14 protein-coding genes and 2 pseudogenes are annotated in these 16,003 nt (G+C 68.1%); 7 read left to right on the top strand and 9 right to left on the bottom strand.

The genetic code is table 11. The features are described 5' to 3' along the window. Positions 1-257: 257 nt before the first annotated feature. Positions 258-1,283, top strand: coding sequence for an NAD(P)-dependent alcohol dehydrogenase (locus RV986_RS05000; RefSeq protein ID WP_475916210.1), 1,026 nt, complete (start codon positions 258-260; stop codon positions 1,281-1,283). Between the two features lie 78 nt (positions 1,284-1,361). Here RV986_RS05000 and RV986_RS04995 read toward each other — a convergent pair whose 3' ends face one another. After that, positions 1,362-1,883: a quinone oxidoreductase family protein gene (locus tag RV986_RS04995; protein ID WP_475924181.1), complete on the bottom strand. Its 522-nt coding sequence runs from the start codon at positions 1,881-1,883 to the stop codon at positions 1,362-1,364. A gap of 298 nt (positions 1,884-2,181) precedes the next feature. Here RV986_RS04995 and RV986_RS04990 point away from each other — a divergent pair, with 298 nt between their 5' ends. The 3 genes from RV986_RS04990 to RV986_RS04980 are packed head-to-tail and all read left to right on the top strand — an operon-like array spanning position 2,182 to position 4,469. After that, positions 2,182-2,565, top strand: coding sequence for a transposase (locus tag RV986_RS04990; protein ID WP_475916209.1), 384 nt, complete (start codon positions 2,182-2,184; stop codon positions 2,563-2,565). Between the two features lie 20 nt (positions 2,566-2,585). After that, the gene (locus RV986_RS04985; protein ID WP_475916208.1) at positions 2,586-3,590 is read left to right on the top strand and encodes an IS3 family transposase; all 1,005 of its coding nucleotides are present in this window, start codon (positions 2,586-2,588) and stop codon (positions 3,588-3,590) included. Between the two features lie 45 nt (positions 3,591-3,635). Next, positions 3,636-4,469, top strand: a complete 834-nt coding sequence (locus tag RV986_RS04980; protein WP_475916207.1) for an NAD(P)H-binding protein — start codon at positions 3,636-3,638, stop codon at positions 4,467-4,469. A gap of 195 nt (positions 4,470-4,664) precedes the next feature. On the opposite strand, the gene RV986_RS04975 is transcribed toward RV986_RS04980, so the two are convergent. From RV986_RS04975 to RV986_RS04965, 3 genes and pseudogenes are all read right to left on the bottom strand, one after another. Next, positions 4,665-4,991 carry a hypothetical protein gene (locus RV986_RS04975; RefSeq protein WP_475916206.1) on the bottom strand — a complete coding sequence of 109 codons (327 nt, stop codon included), beginning with the start codon at positions 4,989-4,991 and terminating at the stop codon, positions 4,665-4,667. A gap of 123 nt (positions 4,992-5,114) precedes the next feature. Continuing rightward, entirely contained in the window at positions 5,115-5,510 is a 396-nt protein-coding gene (locus RV986_RS04970) for a DUF6461 domain-containing protein (RefSeq protein ID WP_475916205.1), read from the bottom strand. Positions 5,511-5,610: 100 nt separating this feature from the next. Continuing rightward, positions 5,611-5,727: pseudogene (locus tag RV986_RS04965) on the bottom strand (DUF6461 domain-containing protein); the annotation flags it as partial. A gap of 101 nt (positions 5,728-5,828) precedes the next feature. Between RV986_RS04965 and RV986_RS04960 the strand changes: the two are divergent. From RV986_RS04960 to RV986_RS04950, 3 genes are all read left to right on the top strand, one after another. After that, positions 5,829-6,281 carry a hypothetical protein gene (locus RV986_RS04960; RefSeq protein WP_475916204.1) on the top strand — a complete coding sequence of 151 codons (453 nt, stop codon included), beginning with the start codon at positions 5,829-5,831 and terminating at the stop codon, positions 6,279-6,281. Between the two features lie 178 nt (positions 6,282-6,459). Then, entirely contained in the window at positions 6,460-10,536 is a 4,077-nt protein-coding gene (locus RV986_RS04955; RefSeq protein ID WP_475916203.1) for a beta-galactosidase, read from the top strand. A gap of 510 nt (positions 10,537-11,046) precedes the next feature. Beyond that, entirely contained in the window at positions 11,047-11,442 is a 396-nt protein-coding gene (locus RV986_RS04950; protein WP_475916202.1) for an SbcC/MukB-like Walker B domain-containing protein, read from the top strand. 432 nt (positions 11,443-11,874) lie between these two features. On the opposite strand, the gene RV986_RS04945 is transcribed toward RV986_RS04950, so the two are convergent. The 5 genes and pseudogenes from RV986_RS04945 to RV986_RS04925 form a co-directional block, all read right to left on the bottom strand. After that, a complete protein-coding gene (locus RV986_RS04945) occupies positions 11,875-12,588 on the bottom strand; it encodes an MBL fold metallo-hydrolase (RefSeq protein ID WP_475916201.1) in 714 nt (237 codons plus the stop codon). Between the two features lie 78 nt (positions 12,589-12,666). After that, positions 12,667-12,855: pseudogene (locus RV986_RS04940) on the bottom strand (XdhC family protein); the annotation flags it as partial. A 66-nt stretch (positions 12,856-12,921) separates the two neighbouring features. After that, a complete protein-coding gene (locus tag RV986_RS04935) occupies positions 12,922-13,620 on the bottom strand; it encodes an SDR family oxidoreductase (protein ID WP_475916200.1) in 699 nt (232 codons plus the stop codon). A gap of 104 nt (positions 13,621-13,724) precedes the next feature. Beyond that, entirely contained in the window at positions 13,725-14,294 is a 570-nt protein-coding gene (locus tag RV986_RS04930) for a PaaI family thioesterase (protein ID WP_475916199.1), read from the bottom strand. After that, positions 14,291-15,904 carry an MFS transporter gene (locus RV986_RS04925; RefSeq protein ID WP_475916198.1) on the bottom strand — a complete coding sequence of 538 codons (1,614 nt, stop codon included), beginning with the start codon at positions 15,902-15,904 and terminating at the stop codon, positions 14,291-14,293. The genes RV986_RS04930 and RV986_RS04925 overlap by 4 nt, the downstream gene beginning before the upstream one ends. Positions 15,905-16,003: the final 99 nt, after the last annotated feature.

Raw genomic sequence — 16,003 nt, 5'->3', positions numbered from 1 at the left:
TTCCGAGTGTGGGGGCGCCACGACCGGGGCGGAAGGCGGATGGGGTGCCCTGTCACGGCACTGAACAGCACTCCGGGCTGCAACGCGGTCTGCCACATGGCGAGCCGGAGGCGCAGGCTTGATGCTCGTAGAACATCTCCGTTCCCGGCAGCCGCGCACCGCGACGATCCAGTTCGTGGCCGTACTCGGAAGGCCACGGGGGACGGACTCGGCGGCCACCCGGTTGCCCGGCACCTCCCCGCCCCTTTGGAGAAACCGTGCTCACCGTCAATGCCTATGCCGCGACCTCCGCGACCGAACCGCTCGCCCCGACCACCATCGAGCGCCGCGACGTCGGCCCGCACGACGTCCTCATCGAGATCAAGTACTGCGGCATCTGTCACTCCGACATCCACTTCGTCCGCGGCGAGTGGGGCCCGCAGACCTACCCGGTCGTCCCGGGCCACGAGTTCGCCGGCATCGTCACCGAGGTCGGCTCCGAGGTCACCAAGCACGCGGTCGGTGACCGGGTCGGCGTCGGTTGCATGGTCAACTCCTGCTGTGAGTGCGCGAATTGCCTCAAAGGCGAGGAGCAGTACTGCCTCAAGGGCAACACCCTCACCTACGGCGCCGTCGACAAGGACGGCACGCGCACCCAGGGCGGCTACTCCACCCACGTCGTGGTGACCGAGGACTTCGTCGTCCGGATTCCCGACGGGCTGGAGCTGGACGAAGCGGCCCCGCTGCTGTGCGCGGGCGCCACGACGTACTCCCCGCTGCGGCACTGGGGCGCGGACCCCGGCAAGAAGGTCGCCGTCATCGGCCTGGGCGGCCTCGGCCACCTGGGCGTCAAGCTCGCGCACGCGATGGGCGCCGAGGTCACCGTCCTGTCGCAGTCGCTGAAGAAGATGGACGACGGCCTGCGTCTGGGCGCGGACCACTACTACGCCACCAGCGACCCGGCCACCTTCGACGTCATCCTGAACACCGTGAGCGGGAACCTCGACCGGGGCGCCTACATGAACCTGCTCGCCCTGGACGGTGCTTTCGTCACCCTGGGCGCCTCCTCGGAACCGGAGATCTCGTTCCCCACGTTCGCCGTGGCGGCCAACCGCCGTGTGTTCACGTACTCGCTGATCGCTGGCATCCGCGAGACCCAGGAGATGCTCGACTTCTGTGCCGAGCACGGCATTGGTGCGGAGATCGAGGTCATCCCGGCCGAGAAGATCAACGAGGCGTACGAGCGTGTTCTCGCTTCTGACGTGCGCTACCGCTTTGTGATCGACATCGCGTCGCTGGCCTGATCAGCACGCTCTCACCGCCCGCCCGCTCTCCCTCCGGTATCGGTGCCGGAGGGCGGGCGGGCTTCGGCATGCCGGGTGTCAGGGGACGGTGAGAGTGATTTTTCCCTGGGCCTGGTGGGAGCGGAGCCGTTCGGCGGCCTGGGCGGCGGTGTCGAAGGACAGGGTGGTGTCGATCAGGGGCCGTACCCGTCCGTCGGCGACCGCGGGCAGCAGTTTCTGGCCGGCCGTAGCGATGACGGTGCCTAGTTCGGCGGGCAGGGTGAAGCCGAAGGAGACTCCCTGGACGTGCAGGTGGCGGTAGGAGAGGGCGTCCAGGTCGATGGTGGAGGCAGTGTGGTCCAGGCGGCCGATGTTGATCACGGCGCCGTCGGTGCAGGTGGCGGGCAGGCAGGCGGCGAAGGTCTGGCCGCCGACGTGGTCCAGGGCCACGTCCACGCCCTCTCCGCCGGTGGCGTCCAGCACCGCGTGGGCCAGATCCTGCTCACCGGTGATGACGACGGTGTCGGCTCCGGCCCTCTCCAGCAGCTCCCGCTTGGCGGACGACCAGGTGGTGGCGATGATCCGGCTCGCGTTCAGGGCGCGGGAGATCTGCACGCCGATCAGGCCGATGCTGGAGGTGGCGCCGGTGATGCACGGAAGAGCAAGCAGCGCCGAGTGTCCGGAACGACGTCACGACATAACTGCCTACTGTCTGCACAGTTGTTGAAGTTCCCGGCCGAGTACCGATGCCCAGCAGCAGAAACGGCCAGGGGCATCCTTGACCTGAAGTGTGATTGAGCTTCTACCGTTTCCTCTAGTTGATCATCTGACGACGGGAGAGCCCTCTCTGTCAGCCTTGGGTGAGACATCCCGTTCTGCGGGGTTAGCCTGAGAGGGCACGACAGGAGAACCGTCCCTTATGCCCAGCACAGAGCCCGTCGGGTCCGACCCGGCGCCGAGGCCGAAGCGCCGCACTTTCACCTCGGAGTACAAACTGCGGATCGTCGCCGAGTACGACGCCGCGCCCAGGAACGAGAAGGGTGCGGTCCTGCGCCGGGAACGGCTCTACCACTCGCATGTCAAGGAGTGGCGGACCGCCCGGGATGCCGGGGCCATGGAAAACCTGGTCGACCGCCGGACCAGCCCGGCCCGCGCGAAGAAGTCTGCCGCGGAGGTGGAGAACGAGAAGCTGCGGCAGCAGGTGGAGCGGTTGCAGAAGGACCTGGCCCGGAACAAGGCCGCGCTCGAGGTGATGGGAAAAGCTTCCGCGCTCTTGGACATGATCTCCGAGAGCGCGGACTGAAGCCTGCCGCCGCCCCTGTCGTGGACGAAGCGTTCACCAGCGTCGAGGCTCAGCTGGGCGTCACAGCCGCCTGCCGGCTGACCGGCCGCTCCCGCGCCACGCACTACCGCCGGCTCCGGCCCCCGCCGCCACGCAGAGCACGTGCCCCGCAGGTGCAGCCGTCGGCCCTGACGGCCGAAGAGCGGGCTGCGGTCCTGGAGTTGATGAACGGCGACGAGTACGCCGAGCTGGCGCCCGCACAGATCTGGGCCCGCGAGCTGGATGCCGGGCGCTATCACTGCTCCGTCTCGACGATGTACCGGATCCTGCGCGAGCAGGATCAGTCCGGGGAGCGCCGACGGCAGGCCACCCATCCCGCCAAGGCGGTGCCCGAGCTGGTCGCCACAGGGCCCTCGCAGGTGTTCACCTGGGACATCACCAAGGCAGCCGGACCGGTCAAGGGCGTCTGGTATCACGCCTACGTGATCATCGACATCTTCAGTCGATACATCGTCGGGCACACCGTCGAGCGGGCCGAATCGGCGGTGCGGGCCGAGGAGTTGATCCGCGAGACCATCGCCCGCAACGGCATCGTGCCTCAGACCGTGCACGCCGACCGCGGCACCTCGATGACGTCGAAGAAGGTCTCCCAGCTGCTGATCGATCTGGGCGTGACGCGGTCGCACTCGCGGCCGAAGGTCTCCAACGACAACCCCTACAGCGAGGCCCAGTTCAAGACCACGAAGTACATGTCGGACTACCCCGAACGGTTCGATTCGCTGGCCCACGCCCGCGAGTGGTTCGACGCGTTCATCGCGTATTACAACCACGAGCACCGGCACTCGGGCATCGGCTGGCACACCCCCGCCTCCGTCCACTTCGGAACCGCCGAGGAGGTCCGCGACCAGCGCGCGGTCACCCTCGCCGAGGCATACACCCACCACCCCGAACGCTTCGGCCGCCGCCCCCGACCACCCGAGATACCCCAGACGGCCTGGATCAACGACCCGGCCAAGCGCAGGAAACCCGCACCACAAACCTCATAGCGTCACGACCGTCTCACTGGACTTGAAATCTTCCGGAGCGCGCTCATGATCCTCGTGACCGGAGCCACCGGAAACATAGGCCGTGCACTGCTGAAGGAACTGCACGCATGCGGTGCCGGGCCGTTGAGAGGGCTCACTCGTGATGCCGCACAGGCCACCTTCCCCGAAGGGGTCGAGGCCGTGGAGGGCGACTTTGCGGAGCCTGCGTCGTTGAAGCCCGCACTGGAGGGGGTGCGTTCGCTGTTCCTTGTGTGGCGTCTGGGTTCGGACGCCGACATCCTCGAAGCCGCCCGGCAGGCGGGTGTGGAACACGTGGTGCTGGTGTCGTCGATTACCGCCCAGACCCATCCGCGCCTGGGCCCCGCCGCCGAGAACCTGGCGGTGGAACAGCTGCTCAAGGAAAGCGGTATGGCATGGACGATCTTGCGGCCAACGCAGTTCGCCTCGAACGCCCTGATGTGGGCGGCTTCCGTCCGTGAGCACGAGGCCGTCCGCGCGCCGTATGCGGACACAGCACTGCCAACCATCCATCCCGCGGACATCGCGTCGGTGGCACGGGTGGCGTTGACCGAGCCCGGCCACCAGGGGCGCACGTATGCCTTGACCGGTCCAGAGCCGGTGACAGCCCGCCAGCAGGTCGAGGCCATCGCGGCAGCACTGGGTCGGGAGGTGCCCTTCGCCGAGGTCAGCCGGCAGCAGGCCCACGCACAGATGGCCGCGGTCTTCGGAGCCGAGGCCGCAGACGCGGTGCTCGACGTCATGGGCGGAGACGTCAACGACGAACTGCTGGCGGTGCGCGACACGGTTTCACAGGTCACCGGAACCCCGGCCCGGCCGTTCCAGCAGTGGGCTACAGAGAACGCCGTCGCCTTCCGCTGAATCGCCTGGGCCTGAGCACGTTCATCCGTACGTGGTGGGCACTTACTTTCAGAAGTACACCGACACCTCCTGTTGAGTGGGACGAGAGCGGCCCTCTCGTCGCACTCAACAGGAGGCACCGCAGGTCAGATCCTCGTCCTGCCCACAGTTGTCTGGGACAGGACAGCTGTGGGCATCTGCATTGGGGTATATGCGTCATCTGCGGCGGCGGAACCAGCGACGGCGGTTTGTCGATGTGTCCGTCAGTCCGAGCGCAGCGCCGTAGAACGCGATGCTGTCCTCGGGACCATTGCGGAACCGTTTGATCACGCGCTGGACGGGCCGGATGATCGAACCGTCCGGCAGGTGGAGGGCGATGTTCATCTCGGCAGTCGGGCCGTCGCCGTCCGCGGCCCATGCACCGCCGAGGGCTTGCCGGACGGTCTCGCCGACGTGGGTGCCCAGGGCGAACAGTCTTGGCCCCAGACTTGTTGCGAGGAGTCCGCTGGCCACGGCAACTCCGTGGTCGCTGTGCTCGTTCATGAACCGCTCGACGTCTCGGAGACTTCCGGGGTGAAGTCGGCTTTGTAGCCGGAGGTGTCGAGGGCGCGGGCGATCCACTGGGCGCTCGTGTGGAAGTCGTCGAGGAGGGAGGTCATCACACGCTCACCTGATCTCCGCGCTTCCGCAGACGAAGTTGGTGTCCTGCAGGAGTTCCGGCGTGATGCGCCCGCCCGTCAGGTGCTCGGCGAGGGCGAATGCTGCTTCCGTGGCCAGGGGTTCTGCGGTGTCGGAGGTCTCGTCGCAGAACTGGAAGCCGCTGTGGTGCATGGCGTCCAGGAGTTCGTCAGGGGTTGTTCGCCACCGATGGTCGGGGAGCCCGGGCTCGAACGTCAGGCGCTTCGCTGTGTCCTCGGCCCAGAGGAAGGAATCCAGGCTGTTGATGTTGACGAAGTGCGAGACCCAGCGTGTTCCCGCCGATGTCGAGAGGGCTTTCTCCTCGGTGACGCCGAGATAGCCGTTGGGCTCGATCAGCAGGGTCCGGTCGCCGACGGTGGTCATGGCGATGAACTGCCGAGCGTTGTCCGAACGACCGAGGACGGTCGAAGGCCACGTCTACTATCGCCGCCGTGCCGGTCTGGGAGGGCTCGGTCTGACCTCCGCGGCGGGCAAGTAGGTCTGAAGGTGGCAGGTTGTGCACCAGCGTGAAGCAATACGCTTCCGCGAGGGCAGGGTAGCGCTCATCGAGCCACACGTAGTTGGCAGCAGTCGCAGTCATGGCCGAGATCCTCGCTCACGCCTCTGACATCGGCCGGAGCCAAGCCGCCAAAGCTGTCCGCGGAGCGGCGCTCGGCGCTGGCAGCAGGACCGGGCGCCTGCATGACCAAGGCGGTGAGGGACTGGAAGACCCCGGAACTTGCCCACAGAACAGCGGGACTGCCTACACATCGCTGGGACCGGACAGCGTCGAACTCGACGCTGGCGGATTCTCCCCACGGGAGCCTGTCCGATTGGCAGGATCGGCGCGATAGCGTGCGTGAACGGCACCTCAGCAGCGGCACGCACTTCCTGACCGTGCGCATCGCGGCGCCGTCGGTGGCCGACGAGAACGAGACGTCGCTCACCTCGGACCTCGTCATCCCGGCGCACGCGTACACAACCGGCCGTGCCCCGTTCGTACTTATGGACCCTCTGGCCGAAAACGCTTTGTCGAAGGCGGTATTTGAAACGGCGCTCGGCCGTGGCTGCGCGCAAGCCGGGCAACCAGCCCTGCGTACAAGGGATTTGCAGCCCCGCATTTCTCATCTGTCCTTTCCCGCCCCATTGTGTTGAGCCTTGTGCGGCCCTACTGTTCGACTTTGCCTGAGTCTGTTTGGTGCTGATCGTTCGGGCCGTATGGAGGGCCGCAGTGCGGGGTAATCGGATCAGTTCAGAAGTTATGAGGCCCGGTCGGGGGAGACGGTGGAGGGCGGTCCTCGCAACCGCCGCGACCATCGCCCTGGCCGCGGGCATGAGCGCGCCTGCCGCGGCGGCGCGGGACGTCGGCGCACAGGCGCCCGCCGCCGCGCCCGCCGTCAGTCCGCGGGCGCACACGGTGAGTATCGACGGCTACTCGTTCCTCGTCGACGGCAAGCGGACCTACCTGTGGTCCGGCGAGTTCCACTACTTCCGGCTCCCGAGCCCGGACCTGTGGCGCGACATCTTCCAGAAGATGAAGGCCGCAGGCTTCAACTCCACGTCGCTGTACTTCGACTGGGGATACCACTCGCCGAAGCCGGGTGTGTACGACTTCAGCGGGGTGCGTGACGTCGACAAGCTGCTCGACATGGCCGAGGAGGCCGGGCTCTACGTCATCGCCCGCCCGGCGCCGTACATCAACGCGGAGGTCGACAGCGGGGGCCTGCCCGGCTGGCTGACCACCAAGGCGGGGAACAACCGCAGTGACGATCCGCGGTTCCTGAAGTACGCGGACGAATGGCTGACCCAGATCGACCGGATCATCGCCCGACACCAACTGACCAACGGGACCGGCTCCGTCATCGCCTACCAGGTCGAGAACGAGTACTACAACGGCTCGGCCGCCGGCCACTCCTACATGAAGCACCTGGAGGACAAGGCCCGCGCCGACGGTATCACCGTGCCGCTGACCGGCAACAACAACGGCACCTTCAACTCCGGTACCGGCGCCCTGGACGTCGACGGCCCCGACTCCTACCCGCAGGGCTTCGACTGCTCGAACCCCTCGAAGTGGAACGGCGTTCCAGACATCAGCTACGACCACCCCGCCGGCAGGCCGCTGTACTCGCCGGAGTTCCAGGGCGGCGCCTTCGACCCCTGGGGCGGGCCGGGCTACGACAAGTGCGCCCAGCTGATCAACGACCAGTTCGCCAACGTGTTCTACAAGCAGAACATAGCCGTCGGCGCCACCGCGCAGAGCTTCTACATGACCTACGGCGGCACCAACTGGGGCTGGCTGGGCATGCCGCAGAATTACACGTCCTACGACTACGGCGCCGCGATCCGCGAGAACCGCCAGTTCGACCCGAAGTACGACGAGGACAAGCTGATCGGGTACTTCACACAGTCGGTCGCACCGCTGACCAAGACCGAGACGATCAGGGCCACACCGCCCGACGACTCCGTGGTCGTCGACACCGCCCGGATGAACCCCGACACAAAGACGCAGTTCCACGTCTTGCGGCACGGCAACTCCACGTCCACCGCGGTCGACAAGACCCACATCGCGGTGGACTTCAACGCCCAGCCCTCCGCCGACACCACCTACACCTGGGACGACCCCGACTCCGCGCTGCAGTACACCGGTTCGTGGTCGCACGTGGCCGACCAGAGCTACACCGGCGGCGACTACAAGCACACCGAGTCCTTCTCCAACAAGGCCGGTGACTCGGTCACCGTACCCTTCGACGGCACCGCGATCCGCTGGATCGGCTCGAAGACCAACAACCACGGCAATGCCGACGTCTACCTCGACGGCACCAAGGTCGCGACGGTCGACGACTCCGGCAGCGAGAACCAGGCAGTGGTCTTCCAGAAGACCGGCCTGCCGGACGGAGCGCACACCCTGAAGATTGTCGTCGACGGCAGTCACAGCTCGGGCTCCACCGATGACTACGTGGCCATCGACGCCATCGACGTGCCGACGGGTACCGCCGCCGCGGAGCCGACCTACCCGGTCGTGCCCCAGCAGCCGGGCACCGCGATCACGCTCGACGGACGCGACTCACACGTGATCGTGGCCAACTACCGGCTCGGCGACTCGCAGTTGCAGTACTCGACCTCGGAGATCATGACCAGCGCGACCATCGGTGACCGGGACGTCGCCGTGCTCTACGGCGATGCGGGCAGCGACGGCGAGACCGTGCTGCGCTACGCCTCCAAGCCGACGGTGACCTCCAGCGGCGGCCCGGTCACGACAACCTGGGACGCGACCACCGGCGACCTTCGGCTGAACTACACGCACAAGGACCTGATCCGCGTCAGCATCACGGGCGGCGGACAGCGCCTGCTCGAACTGCTCGTCGGCGACAAGGCCACGGCCAAGACCTTCTGGCGTCAGGACACAGCGGCCGGCCCTGTCCTCGTGCGCGGCAGCCACCTGCTGCGGACGGCGACCAGCCTGCATGGCGGCCGCACCCTGGCACTCACCGGCGACAACGCCGACGACAAGAACATCGAGGTGTTCACCTCCGCCGACCGCATCACCTGGAACGGCCGGATCGTCGACACCGGGGCCGGCGGCACGGGGAGCCTCACCGGGAAGATCCCGACGGCAGCCCCGGTACACCTGCCGGCACTCACCAACTGGAAGCACAGCGAGGAGTCGCCCGAAGCGGCCCCCGGTTTCGACGACACCAGCTGGCAGGTGGCCGACAAGACGACCACCAACAGCGTCTCCGGCGTCAACGCGCCGCCGGTGCTCTACGCGGACGACTACGGCTTCCACACCGGCAACACGTGGTATCGCGGCCGCTTCCACGCCACCGGCAAGGAGACCGGCGTCCGCCTGGTCTCGGACTCCGGCGGAGGGGCGCAGGCGTTCTCCGCCTGGCTCAACGGCACCTTCCTGGGCAGCTCGACAACCGGCAGCGCCGACTTCACTTTCCCGGCCGGTGTGCTCAAGTCCAAGGGTGACAACGTCATTTCCGTGCTCACCGTGAACATGGGTCACGAGGAGGACTACAACTCGACCAACAGCAACAAGACAGCCCGAGGACTGACGAGCGCCTCCGTCATTGGGGCACCGCTGACCGCCGTCACCTGGCGGCTGCAGGGCGTACGCGGCGGCGAGGACCTGCAGGACACGGTGCGCGGGCCGCTCTCGACGGGCGGTCTGTACGGCGAGCGGGCCGGCTGGTCCCTGCCCGGTTACCCGGACGGCAAGTGGAAGAAGACGTCCCTTCCGACGACCGACACCCGTCCCGGGGTCTCCTGGTACCGCTCCGACGTCGCCCTGGACCTGCCGCACGGCCAGGACACGTCGCTCGGGCTGACGTTCACCGACGACCCGTCACGCAAGTACCGGGCCACGATCTTCGTGAACGGCTGGCAGGTTGGCAACTACGTCAACTACCTCGGGCCGCAGCACACGTTCCCGGTGCCGAACGGGATCCTGAACCCGAACGGCCGCAACAGCATCGCCATTGCCGTATGGAACCTGGACGGCAGCACCGGCGGCCTCGGCAAGGTGTCGCTCACCAACTACGGCAGCTACGCCTCGTCCCTGCACGTCGCGCAGAACGACAGCCCCCGCTACGACGCCCACACGTACGCGATGCCGAAGCGGCCGGGGGCGGACGTCACCCTGGACGTGCCCGACACCGCCCAGTCGGGACGGACTTTCGCGGCCTCGGCGACGGTGCGGGTGCCGAAGGACAAACCGTCCGCTGCCCGGCTGACGGCCTCGCTCTCCGCGCCCGACGGCTGGGACGTGAGCGCCGCGAGCCCCGCGTCGGTCGAGCGCCTGCAACCCGGCCAGTCGGCCACCTTCACCTGGAAGGTCCAACCGCAGACGGGGAAGCTGCCGTCCGCCTCGGCACTCACCGCGACAGTCCACTACCTGCAGAACGGACGGCAGGCCACTGGCACGGACGAGCGCATCGTCGGCGCGATACCGCCTGCTCCACCGGCCGGGAAGAACGCAGTGAGCGACCTGCCGTTCTTCTCGTCCACCAACGGGTGGGGTCCGGTCGAGCGTGACACCAGCGTCGGCGAGCAGGCAGCCGACGACGGCCGTCCGATCAGCATCGCCGGTGCGAGCTACGCCAAGGGCCTGGGCACCAACGCGGACAGCGACATCGAGCTCTATCTCGCAGGGAACTGCTCGCGGTTGACGGCCGAGGTCGGTGTGGACGACGAGACCAGCGGCGCGGGAACAGTGACGTTCTCCGTGACGGCCGACGGCAAGACATTGGTGACCACGCCGACGATCCACGGCAAACAAGTTGTCGTGCCGATCGACGTGGACGTCAGTGGCGCCCAGGTGATCGACCTCAAGGTCGGCGACGGCGGCGACGGCAACGGCAGCGATCATGGTGACTGGGGGCTGCCCACGCTGACGTGTGGGTAGTGCCTGTCGCGCAAGACCGGCTTCGACGGCGAGGAACCAACCACGATGACCGCTCCGTGGGAGCGGTCATCGTGGTTCCTCGCCGTCGCTGTCAGCCGGCGCAACAGAATCAAGCAGATCCTGAGCGCCGATCGCGGGAGGTGAGTGATCCGGGCGGGCGTGCTCAGGGCGCGGAAAGCCGCTCCTGCGATCTGTTCGTGCGTGAGCACCTCGGGCCGCCGAGTTCAATGACCCGGTCGTCGGTGTTGACGGCATCAGCGAGGATGGCCGCGACGTCTTCACCCGCGATGGGATTGATGCGGAAGCCGCCCTTACGTCGCCGTCCAGCTTGTCCGGGACGTCCGTCCGGATCTCCCGGACGGTACCCGAACCGCCCGTCAGCTGCTGCTCAAGGACCCCGGCCGGATCAACGAGACCGACCGGGACGCCCTGCACGCCTTCTTCCGCGCCCGTATCGAGGAGGCCAAGGGCAGCGACACGGCCGCGAGCTGGGAGGAGCAGCTTGGCGAGGTGCTCGACTACACGGTCCGGCACCGCTTCACCGTGCGCCTCGACCGGGCGAACGGAACCGGTTGGCAGCCGCTGAGCAAGAAGTTGCGTGGCGCCCTCCCCGGCGGGGAGAAGGCCATCGCACTGTACCTGCCGCTGTTCGCCGCCGTCGCCGCCCACTACGAGGCCGTGCCCCTGGCACCCCGAGGACTCATAATCCGGCGGCCGTGGGTTCGAGTCCCACCCGCCTCACCTGTGCAGGTCTCTGACCTGCGGAAACGTTCTTTTTTGGGTGTTGGGGCGTCAACTTTGCCTGAACGGACTGAATCCGCTGCTCGTGAGTTCAACGGCACCTGCAACGGCCGCAGCTCATGCAGCCCTGACCTGCACGAATGGGTCGAATCTTGGTGCGCGTGAGCCACAATAGCGGTCCGGACAAGGGGCCGGCGGCGAAATTGAGGCCGCTTGAGGCCGGAGGTATCGGGAAGGACTGCCTATGAGGCCACGTCCTGTGAGCAGTGGGACGACGCTGATGCCACCTTGCACGGGGATGGCGGGGAGGCCACGAGCCCGAACCAGGCTCTACGAGGAAGGTAGTGGGCGGCTCCGAGGCCCGTTCGCAGTGTGGGGAAACGGTCCGCACTGGAAACGGCCCAGAGCGGACCGCCTGCACCCTCTACCAGTCGGCCTGCGCGACGCTTGACCGCGCCCGTCCAAGCGGCCCTCCTGATGTAGCACCCGCCGCAGCTCACGGCCCCTTCCTCCCCCGGCAGCCAGGGGAGGAACTATCTGTGCGAGACTCGCCCGTCTCACCAGAGTCGTGCCTTGACCTCTGCGAACGTCTTGGATTCAGTGCTGGGGGCCGAACATGTAGGCGTCGCCGTCGTCTCCGAGCAGTTCGCGGCCGGCGTTGACGTAGTCGGTGAGCTCGGCCCAGATGGCAGGGGTGGTCGGTTCGCCGTGGCCGGGGAGGATGGTGTCGCACTCGGTCTCGGCTGCGAAGCGGTCGATGTTGGTCTGCCAGCCGTCGAAGTCCTTGTCCAGGAACCACAGGTGGGTGCGGTGGTAGACGACGTCCTGGGCGACCAGGACGCCCTGCTCGGGCAGCTTGATCACGAGGGTGGTGTGGATCTCGCCGCCGGTGACCTTCTCGAACTCGAAGGGGATTCCGTCGATGACTTCGGTGCCGGGGGTGATCTCCACGGTCGGGGTCATGTGGGCGAGCGGGATCGGGGCGCCGGTGGGCAGGTCGGTCTTGTCGCCCATGGCGACGATCTCCGCGGTGGTCTCTGGCAGGGCGTGCACGGGGGCGCCGAAGCGGGCCGCGCCCTGGTAGTGGTCGGGGTGCGCGTGGCTGATGGCGAGGCGGTCGATCGGCTTGCCGAGCTGCTTGGCGTAGGCGACGACCTCGTCGGCGTAAGCGAGGGCGAACTGGGCGTCGACGGCGATGATCCGCGACGGCGTCTCGATCAGCTGGGTGTTGACGTTCAGGCCGTCCTCGGGCGCGGTGTAGCTGTGAATGCGGACCGGGCCCTTGTCGATGACCGTGATGGTGCCGTGCATGGCTGCTCCTGACGAAGGTCGGGGAAGGGGACTGCGGAGAAGGGGCGGAGCGGTGTTCACCTGGGCTCGGACAGCGGGTCACGCTGCGGTTCGAGCTGCCTTTGAAGGCGCTGGGCTCGCAGGGCCGGAGCGGTGGATGGGGCCGGTGCCGTGGGACAGGGGCAGGCCGGGGGCCCGGTGGCTGTGGGCGATGATCTCCGCGGTGATGGAGACGGCTGTTTCCTCGGGGGTGTGGGCGCCGAGGTCGAGGCCGATCGGGGAGTTGAGGTGGTGAGTTGCGCCGTTGTGGAGGGGGCGGTGGTCTCACTCATCGACGTGCCGGACGACTGTCGGTCAGGGCAGCTGCGGGTACAGCGCGGCGACGCCTCCGGACAGACCGGACAGCGCCTGACGGCTGACGTCGTCCACGACGATCTCGTAGGCGCCCTCGGCAAGGCCGTCGGCGGCGAGCCGGGCGACGTCGGCGGGGGCGGTCTTGGGCCCGTCGAGATCCCGGGACATGTCGGTGTCCATGCCGCCGACGTGCAGTCCGGCCACCCGGATGCCCTGGTCGGCGAGCTGGACGCGCAGGGAGTTGGTGAGCGACCACTGGGCGGACTTGGCGGCGCAGTAGGCGCCGACGTCCGGGAAGCTGAACCAGGACAGGGCGGACAGGATGTTCAGGATGGCACCGCCGCCGCCCGCCGCGATCTGGGGTGCGAAGGCCCGGACCACCGAGAGGGTGCCGTAGAAGTTGGTGTCCATGTCCCGGCGGATGTTGTCCGGGTCGCCGGTGAGCAGGTTGCCGCCGGTGGATATGCCGGCGTTGTTGATCAGGACCGTCACGTCACCCGTGGCCTTGGCGGCGGCGGCGACCGAGTCGGGATCGGTGATGTCGAGCGCGATCGGCTTCACGCCCGGCAGGTCCACCTGGTCGGGGTTGCGGGCGCCTGCGTAGACGGTGGCGCCGCGGCTGAGCAGTTCGGCGGCGAGTGCGCGGCCGAGGCCGCGGTTGGCTCCGGTGACGAGGACGGTGCTGGTGGAGAGGTCCATGAGAATGCTCCTGGCGCTTCGGTGCAGGTGATGAATGGGGGAGGAAGGACTGCCGGTCGAATCGGGGGCCGGTGTCCCCGGCCTGATTGCTGATCGGTTGCAGGTCAGTCGGTCGGGCCGGTGACCTGGGCAGCGTGGTGATCCGTGCGCAGGGGCTGCCGGCCGCCTGCGGGAAAGATCAGACAGGTGGTCGTGGCGTGGGCGAGCAGCCGACCGGTCAGGTCGGTGATGCCGCCGGTGGCGTAGGCAGTGCGCCGGCCGACGTGCACAGCGGTGCCTTCGCAGCGGATGCGGCCGGTGTCGATGGTGACCGGCCGCAGGAAAGTGATGGTGAGGCCCTGCGTGGTGTAGCCGGTTTGGGCGGGGAGGCGGCTGTAGACGGCGGCGCCCAGTGCGTTGTCGGCGAGGGTGGCGAGGACGCCGCCGTGGACGGTGCCGAGCGCGTTGTAGTGCCATCCCGCGGGGATCAGCTCGAACACGGTGCGGCCCGGTTCGACTTCGATGGGTTCGATGGGTTCGATGGCGAGAGTGTCCATGGCCGGAGGCGCCGGCAGCGTTCCCTTGCCGATTCCCTGCAGCACCTCCAGGCCGCTCAGCTGCCCGATGGCCTCGGCGGTCGGGCGGGGATCCTGCCAGGTGTAGGCGCGGTGCTGGGGGGTGGATTGCGTGCTCATGAGGCCGTGGGGGCGGGCATGCGCGTTCCGTTCTGGTGGGGGCGGTTGTGTACGGCGGTCAGAGCGAGCACAGCGGTGGCGAAGAAGACCGCGGCGACGACGACCAGACCCGCGATCACGGCGGAGGTGAAGGCGTCCTCGATCGCCGCGCGCACAGCGTCGGGCGGCGCAGTGGTGCTGGTCGTCCGGGAGGCGACGGCCTGTTCGACGGATGCGCGGGCGGTGGCGGGGATGCCGTGCGCGGCGAGCTGGTGGGGCAGGTCCGCGGTGACGCGGCCGGTGAACAGCGAGCCGAGCAGCGCGGTGCCCATGACCGCGCCGACCTGCCGGGCGGTGTTGACGGCGCCGGAGGCCATGCCCGCGCGTTCGGGGGCGACGCTGACCAGCGCGGCGGCCGTGCTGGGCGCGATGACCAGGCCGCAGGCGCCGCCGAACAGGACGAACAGTGGCCAGACCCGGCTGTAGGGGGTGGCCGGGCCGACCGTGGTCAGGCCGAGGACGGCGAGCGCGCCGAGCAGCAGGCCGACCGTCAGGGGCGCCTTGAAGCCGGTACGCCGGATCACCCTGCCGGTGAGGAACGCCGTGACGACGTAGACGCCGAACAGGGGCAGCATGCGCCAGCTGGTGTCCAGCGCGTTCAGGTGCTGGACGTTGTTGTAGAACATCACGACGAGCACGGCCATACCGGTGAAGCCGAACAGCGCCACCGTGGCGATGACCATCACGGCGCTGAACGAGCGTGAGGCGAACAGTCGTACGTCGAGCATCGGCGCCGCGACACGTAGTTCGACGACGAAGAACGCCACCGCGCCGACCACCGCCACGATCCACGAGGCGAGGACGGGGGCCGCCGTGTATCCGTCCCGGCCGCCCTGGATGAGCGCGTAGACCAGACTCGCGATCGTCACCGTGCCCAGCAACGCACCAGGCACGTCCAGACGTTCGCCGCGGGCCAGGGACTCCGCGGCGAACGGGACCGCGACCAGCAGCGTGATCACCCCCAGGACGGCGGTCGACACGAACACCGCGTGCCAGCTGGAGTGGTCGAGCAGGACACCGGCGAGCAGTGGGCCGATGCCCGACGACGCCGCCCAGGCGGTGATCACCTCGGTACGCCGGTGCGGGTCGGTGAAGGTCGCACCGAGGATGGCCAGGCTGTTGGGCAGGATCAGCGCGCCGCCGAGGCCGGCGACCAGCTGTGCGGCGATCACCATGGCGGTGGTGCCGGCGGTCGCGGCCAGCAGCCCGCCTGCGATCATGATCACTACGCCGACGCAGAACATCCGCTTGCGGCCGAGGAGATTGCCCAGCGTGCCGACCGACAGCACCAGACTGGCCACGACCAGCGTGTACGCGCTGGGGATCCAGATCAGCGCGCTCGGACTGACGTGCAGGTCGGCCTGGATCGCCGACAGCGCCGAGATGGTGGCGGTGATGAGGAGGAACGTCATCATCACGCCCAGGCACATCGCCACCAGCGTCAGAAGTTCCCTGCGCTGTGCGGCGGTTCGTCCGCCGTTTCCTGCCTGAGGACTGCCTCTGCCACCGCCCGGCAGGCGGTCGGCTGCCGACCCGGTGACGCCGGTCGAGGGGACACGGTCCCTGGTCATGGAGGTCCTTCCTCGTTCCCCGAGGATGTGGTGAGAGTCAGTTGCGGGACACGCGGCCGCAGGTCCGCAGTGGCGAACGCCGGCGCTTGCCGTGCGGCA

This window comes from Streptomyces sp. RLA012, from assembly GCF_056270325.1.
The sequence above is the reverse complement of the archived record's forward strand: the minus strand, read 5'-3'. Positions and strand labels throughout refer to the sequence as shown.

Excerpts from the sequence above, each read along its gene's own strand:
- RV986_RS04990 (WP_475916209.1), top strand. The coding sequence starts at position 2,182 with ATGCCCAGCACAGAGCCCGTCGGGTCCGACCCGGCGCCGAGGCCGAAG.
- RV986_RS04980 (WP_475916207.1), top strand. The coding sequence starts at position 3,636 with ATGATCCTCGTGACCGGAGCCACCGGAAACATAGGCCGTGCACTGCTG.
- RV986_RS04975 (WP_475916206.1), bottom strand. The coding sequence starts at position 4,991 with ATGAACGAGCACAGCGACCACGGAGTTGCCGTGGCCAGCGGACTCCTC.
- RV986_RS04970 (WP_475916205.1), bottom strand. The coding sequence starts at position 5,510 with ATGACCACCGTCGGCGACCGGACCCTGCTGATCGAGCCCAACGGCTAT.
- RV986_RS04960 (WP_475916204.1), top strand. The coding sequence starts at position 5,829 with ATGACCAAGGCGGTGAGGGACTGGAAGACCCCGGAACTTGCCCACAGA.
- RV986_RS04955 (WP_475916203.1), top strand. The coding sequence starts at position 6,460 with ATGAGCGCGCCTGCCGCGGCGGCGCGGGACGTCGGCGCACAGGCGCCC.
- RV986_RS04945 (WP_475916201.1), bottom strand. The coding sequence starts at position 12,588 with ATGCACGGCACCATCACGGTCATCGACAAGGGCCCGGTCCGCATTCAC.
- RV986_RS04935 (WP_475916200.1), bottom strand. The coding sequence starts at position 13,620 with ATGGACCTCTCCACCAGCACCGTCCTCGTCACCGGAGCCAACCGCGGC.
- RV986_RS04930 (WP_475916199.1), bottom strand. The coding sequence starts at position 14,294 with ATGAGCACGCAATCCACCCCCCAGCACCGCGCCTACACCTGGCAGGAT.
- RV986_RS04925 (WP_475916198.1), bottom strand. The coding sequence starts at position 15,904 with ATGACCAGGGACCGTGTCCCCTCGACCGGCGTCACCGGGTCGGCAGCC.